At 68.8% G+C, this 5,743-nt stretch carries 4 protein-coding genes and 1 pseudogene; 1 reads left to right on the top strand and 4 read right to left on the bottom strand.

Going from position 1 to position 5,743, the window contains the following annotated elements:
- Positions 1-167: 167 nt before the first annotated feature.
- The gene (locus tag VXC91_RS47500) at positions 168-1,124 is read right to left on the bottom strand and encodes a transposase domain-containing protein (RefSeq protein WP_425578500.1); all 957 of its coding nucleotides are present in this window, start codon (positions 1,122-1,124) and stop codon (positions 168-170) included.
- 143 nt (positions 1,125-1,267) lie between these two features.
- Positions 1,268-1,864: a uracil-DNA glycosylase family protein gene (locus tag VXC91_RS41740; RefSeq protein ID WP_329512581.1), complete on the bottom strand. Its 597-nt coding sequence runs from the start codon at positions 1,862-1,864 to the stop codon at positions 1,268-1,270.
- Positions 1,865-1,912: 48 nt separating this feature from the next.
- Here VXC91_RS41740 and VXC91_RS41735 point away from each other — a divergent pair.
- A pseudogene (locus VXC91_RS41735) lies at positions 1,913-2,482 on the top strand (transposase); the annotation flags it as partial.
- Between the two features lie 58 nt (positions 2,483-2,540).
- Here the strand turns inward: VXC91_RS41735 and VXC91_RS41730 are convergent.
- Both VXC91_RS41730 and VXC91_RS41725 read right to left on the bottom strand, forming a co-directional pair.
- Complete coding sequence (locus VXC91_RS41730; protein WP_329512580.1) at positions 2,541-4,931, bottom strand: glycoside hydrolase family 65 protein; 2,391 nt, start codon at positions 4,929-4,931, stop codon at positions 2,541-2,543.
- On the bottom strand, positions 4,928-5,683 hold the full coding sequence (locus tag VXC91_RS41725) for an HAD family hydrolase (protein WP_329512579.1): 756 nt from the start codon (positions 5,681-5,683) through the stop codon (positions 4,928-4,930). Before VXC91_RS41725 ends, VXC91_RS41730 begins: the two co-directional genes overlap by 4 nt.
- Between the last annotated feature and the right edge of the window lie 60 nt (positions 5,684-5,743).

Below are 5,743 nucleotides of genomic sequence, written 5' to 3'. Positions count from 1 at the left end.
CTGCTCCGGGCTCGGCTCGTACTCACCCTCGAGAGGCATGGATCCGTCTCCTTCGTCGTTGCCATGCATGCCCGGGCACCGGGGGTAACACCGGCGGCGGCATGCTTCATCTCTGCCGCTGGCTCTGTGGATCTCTTCGGAAGTGAGCGCCCGGGAGGAGCAATTTCTTACTGAGCTTGTTCCGCTTTGGCGGACATCTTTGGTGTGGTGGTCAGGCTGCGCGTGGGGTCTCGTACTCGGCGGGGCTGAAGCAGTCGAGGTTGCTGTGCAGTCGGTGCACGTTGTACCAGCCCTCGATGAAATCGAAGATCGCGGTGCGGGCGGCGGCCCGGCTGGTCCAGGCTGTGGTTCCGCGCAGAGGTAGGAGCAGTCCGCGAGACGCTCAAGGGCCGGTGGGCAGCGGCGCCCGCTGATGCGGCCGAGGATCTGGGTGCCGGTGGCGTGCGCGGCGGCGAGGAAGTCGTTGCTGTCGAATCCCCGGTCCAACAGCACCAGCATCCCGGGCCCAGATGGTGCAGTAGCCTGGTGGCGGAGGAGGTCTCACCCTCCCGGCAGGGCCCGAACACCGCGCCGATCAGTGCCCGGGTGCCGGTCTCGACCAGTGTCATCAACTCGGTCTGGGGATAGCCGCCGCGCGAGCACCGGCCCAGCCGGTCCTGGTTGCGTTCCCTGTCGGGCACCTTGATCGATCTGCAGCCGTCGAAGGAGACCGTGCGGTAGGGGCCGAAGCACACCCTTGGGGTGCGCGGCTGCGCCAGGACCCCGGCGACAACCTCGAACAGGGTCTTGATCGGGGCGCATCCCACACGACGGCGCAGATCGCGCAGCGCGTTCGTGCTGGGCTTGGGCAGGGCACCGCCCACGGCCGAGGTCATCTTGTCCCACACCAGCCGGTAGCCGACCTCCGGGAACAGACACATCGCCACCTGGAAGTACACTCCGGCCCGGGAAGGCAGGTCCCGCAGGCGCTGTTGGACCGCACGGGTCTCCTCCAGCACGGCGTCCACCAACTCGAACGGGAGCAACGGAGTCAGGGCGCCCAGATGGCCGGCCGCGAAACACCCTGCGGTCGGAGGCGAAGACGTCGGGGGCAGGGCGGGCGGAGAGGCAGAATGGAGGGACAACGCGGCTTCAGGGGCAGGGTGTCTTGGTCGACACCTGCCTCAACGGGACCGCGTCGCCCACGTTCTGGTGGAGCGATGCCTCTCGCCCTCGCCTTACGCATCTTCCTCGGGCCTTGACTACCCGGCCTTGGATCACCCTCACTTCATCCGTGTCCCAGCACGATTGACACCTGGCGGGCCAGTTCAGGTACGACCTCGGCCGTGAACCAGGTGTTTTTCGCGTGCCAGCGGTAGTTCAGCGGTGACGGGTGCACCAGCGGGAACTCAGTAGGGAGGTATTCGCTATAGGACTGTACGGTCTGGGTAAGGTTCGCCTTAGCCCGGCCCGCGAGGTAGAACCGCTGCGCGTGGGCGCCAATGAGCACTCGGAGAGTGATGTCCGGCATCCCGGCGAAGATCCGCGGATGCCACCGCGGCGCGAAGTCCCTGCGCGGGGGCAGGTCACCCGTCTTGCCCTTGCCCGGGAAGTAGAAATCCATCGGCACGATGGCGAACAGTGCGGGGTTGTAGAATTCGTCGTCGCGGACACCGAGCCACGAGCGCAAACGTACGCCGCTGGCGTCGTCCCACGGGATACCGCTTTCCTGGGCGCGCCGCCCCGGTGCCTGGCCGATGATCGCGATCCGCGCGGACGGAGACCCGGCCCACACGGGACGGTAGCCGAGGTCACGTGCCCACGCGTTGGACGGGTCGGACGTCAGCTCGTTTATGACTGCACGCAAGGCGTCGGTCAACTGCACTCCAAGTTCATATCGTCGTTTCCGTTCTGCAGGATGCCAGTGACGTGGCTCAGGGAGGGCCGGAACGCGGAGCCGTCGGCCTGCGTGATCGACGCGCAGAGCGTGAAGACCTCCACCAGCGTCCCCGCCGCGAGTCAGGGCACGGATGCGGGCAAGAAGATCGTGGGCCGCAAGCGGGGCATCGTGACCGACACGATCGGCCTCCTCTTGGCGGTGCTGGTCACCGCGGCCAGTGTCCAGGACTCCGTGGTCGGCACCCAGTTGCTCGACCAGGTTGCTGCCGGCCATCCTGGCATCCGCAAGGTGTGGGTCGACGGCGGCTACCGCCAGCACCTCGTCGAGCATGCCGCAACTTTGGGCATCGACATGGAAATCGTCGCCCGCACCCCCGGGACCAGGGGATTCACACCGATACCGAAGCGGTGGACGGTCGAGCGGACCTACGGCTGGTTCATGCTCCACCGCCGCCTGGCCCGCGACTACGAGACACTCCCGGCCCGCTCCGAGGCCATGATCCAGTTGGCGATGACCGACCTGATGGCCCGCCGCCTCACCGGTGAAGCCACCATCTCCTGGCATGACCCGACATCACCGGATCAAATCCGCATCATGGGATGAAACATCGGGAGAAAACGACCTCTGAGGCGGTCCCGCGGCGCCCGGCCGATCGGGGTCTTCAGGCGGCCGGGACTCCGTCGGAATGGGCTGTTCCAGTGCTCCTGTCATGGCTACGGGGCTCCCGCCCAGGCGGCTGGCCGGGCGGCGGAGGCTGGTGCGGCTGGCGTTCGAGGCGGAGGCTCTGCGGCGCATCGGTGGAGATGGCGACCGGCTCGTCGAAATGCCACAGCCCCAGCGGCGCTCCGTCCAGGAGTGTGTAGGTGACGCGGGAGTGCTCGATCTCGACCCGAAGCCGGCGGCCCCTGACCTCCAGCCTGAACGCCAGCCGGCTGATCGCATCCGGCAGCCTGGGTGCGAAGCCGAGAGAGTCGCCTCGGGGCCGCATGCCGCCGAACCCGGCGACCAGTGCCATCCACGTCCCCGCGAGGGAGGCCATGTGGAGTCCGTCGCGCGTGTTCTTCTCCAGGTCCTCCAGGTCTATGAGGGCCGCTTCGTGCAGGTACTGATAGGCGAGGCCCAGGTGGCCGACCTCTGCGGCCATGATGGCCTGACAGCAGGCCGACAGGGAGGAGTCGCGCACCGTGAGCGGCTCGTAGTAGGCGAAGTTCCGGGCTTTTTGTTCGGGGTCGAAGAACTCCCCGCGTGTGTACATCGCCAGGACGAGGTCTGCCTGCTTGACCACCTGCTTGCGGTAGAGGTCGTAGTAGGGGAAGTGCAGCAGTAGCGGGTACTGGTCGGGGCTGGTACCTGCGAAGTCCCAGGGCTCGAGGCGCGTGAAGCCCTCGTGCTGCTCGTGGACGCGCAGTTCGCGGCTGTACGGCACGTGCACGGCGTCCGCAGCGTCCCGCCACGCGGCGGCCTCCTCGTCGTCCACCCCGAGTCGAGCGGCGCGGTCTGGGTGCCGGGCGACGGCGTCCGCCGCGGCCGTCAGGTTCGCAGCCGCCATCAGGTTGGTGTACGTGTTGTCGTTCTTGACCGCGGTGTACTCGTCCGGCCCGGTGACGCCGTCGATGTGGAACCGCCCGCGGCGGTCGTGGTGTCCCAGAGACCTCCACATGCGCGCCGTCTCCACGAGCAGCTCCAGCCCGCAGTCCCGGTCAAAGTCCTCGTCGCCGGTGGCGGACACGTAGCGTGCGACCGCGTCCGCGATGTCGGCATTCACGTGGAAGGCGGCGCTGCCGGCAGGCCAGTAGGCCGAGCACTCGGCGCCCTCGATCGTCCGCCATGGGAACGCAGCACCCCGCAGCCCGAGCTGGGCTGCCCGCTCCCGGGCGGCCGGGAGAGTCGACCGGCGCCACCTCAGGGCCGCACGCACGGCCGAGGGCTCGGCGTAGGTCAGCATCGCCAGCACGAAGCTCTCGGTGTCCCAGAACGTGTGACCGTCGTACCCCGAGCCGGTCAACCCCTTGGCGGGCAGGGCGCGTTCCTCCGCGCGGGCGCCCGCCTGCAGCACATGGAACGCCGCAAAGCGGACGGCCTGCTGGATCTCCTCGTCTCCGTCGACCTCGACGTCCGCACGAGCCCAGAAGCTGTCGAGGTACTGGCGCTGCTCGGCTGCCAGTCCCCGCCACCCTGTGCTGTCGGCTCCGGCGAGGGCGGCGTCGACCTGGTCGCGCAGGCCCGGCAGCGTCCGGGTGGCCGACCAGCCGTAGGCGACCAGTTTCTCCAGTCTGAGCCGCTGCCCCGCTCTGAGTGCTGATGTTGCCGTCAGCCGGGCGACGTCCTCGCTGCTCTCGCTGCGGAGCTGGGTGCCTTCCGGGCCGCTCACTGCATGGCTGGCTGCTGCCGCCACCCGGAGCCCGCTTCGGCGGGTGCGGTGCAGCAGCCTCAGCCTGCTGCCCTCCGCCGCGTGCTCCAGGGGCTCGAGCGGCGACCGCAGCGCCTTGGCGGTACGGGGGTCCCCCTCGAACTGCGGGAGTTCCTCGTTCGCGACCAGTTCGGACTGCACCACGACGCGGACGTCGCACTCCAGCGGCTCTACCTCGTAGACGATCGCTGCGACGGACCGCTGCGCCAGAGACACCAGGCGGGAGGACCGCACCCTGACCCGGCGGCCGGCCGGCGACGTCCACTCGCAGGTGCGGTGCAGCAGCCCGGAGCGCAGATCCAGCACCCTCTCGTGGGAGTGCAGTCGGCCGTAGCGCAGGTCGAAGGGCTCGTCGTCCACGAGCAGCCGGAATATCTTGCCATTGGTGACGTTGACGATCGTCTGGCCCGATTCGGGATACCCGTAGCCTGATTCCGCGTACGGCAGGGCGTGCAATTCGTGGACGCCGTTGAGGTAGGTGCCGGGCAGCCCGTGCGGCTCCCCCTCCTCCAGGTTGCCGCGCCAGCCGATGTGCCCGTTCGACAGTGCGAAGAGGGACTCGCTGTGGGCGAGCATGCCGAGGTCCAGCGCGGTCTCCCGCAGTGCCCACGGCTCGATTGTGTAGGACGGGTGGCTGATCACGGCCGGGGCCGCCGATCGGGAGTGCCGGCAAGGTCTCTCAGGTCCTTGACGACCGCGTCGGCGCCGTGCGCGTACAGCGCGTCGGCCTGGCCTGTCCGGTCGACGCCGACCACCCATCCGAAATGCCCCGACCGTCCGGCGTCCATACCTGCCTGCGCATCCTCGAAGACCGCGCACTGGGCGGGGTGCTGGCCCAGGTCGCGGGCTGCTGCCAGGAACGTGTCGGGGTGGGGCTTGCCCCGCAGGTCCCGACTCGCGGCCACAACGCCGTCGATCCAGGCGTCGAAGAGCGTCTCCGCGCGCGCCGCCCTCAGGATCTCGCGGCAGTTGGCGCTGGATGTGACGACGGCTGTGAGCAGCCCCTGATCACGGGCCGCCATGAGGTAGGCCATGGTGTCCCGGTACACCTCGGCTCCCTGCGAGCGGATCCTGGCCTCGAACAGGCCGTTCTTCCAGCGGCCCAGGCCGTGCACGGTGTCCAGGCCCGGGGGGTCGTCGGGGCTGCCGTCGGGCAATTCGATGCCGCGCGAGGACAGGAAGCACCGCACGCCGTCGGCTCTCGGCCGGCCGTCGACGAACTCGCGGTAGTCCGTGTCCGCAGTAAACGGGTGGAACCCGTCGCCCCCGCGCTGTTGCAGGAACGCGTCGAACGCCTCCTTCCACGCAGCAGCATGGACGGAGGCCGTGTCGGTGATGACGCCGTCGAGGTCGAAGAGACAGGCACGTATCACAGCAGGCAGGCCAAGCGCCACAGGGTCGTCTCCCTATCGAGTGCCGGTGGGGCGGCCAGTCTTGCCCGCCCCACCGGCACT

This window comes from Streptomyces chiangmaiensis (genome assembly GCF_036281785.1).
GTDB lineage: Bacteria > Actinomycetota > Actinomycetes > Streptomycetales > Streptomycetaceae > Streptomyces > Streptomyces chiangmaiensis.
This window is presented reverse-complemented; position numbering and strand designations above follow the sequence as displayed.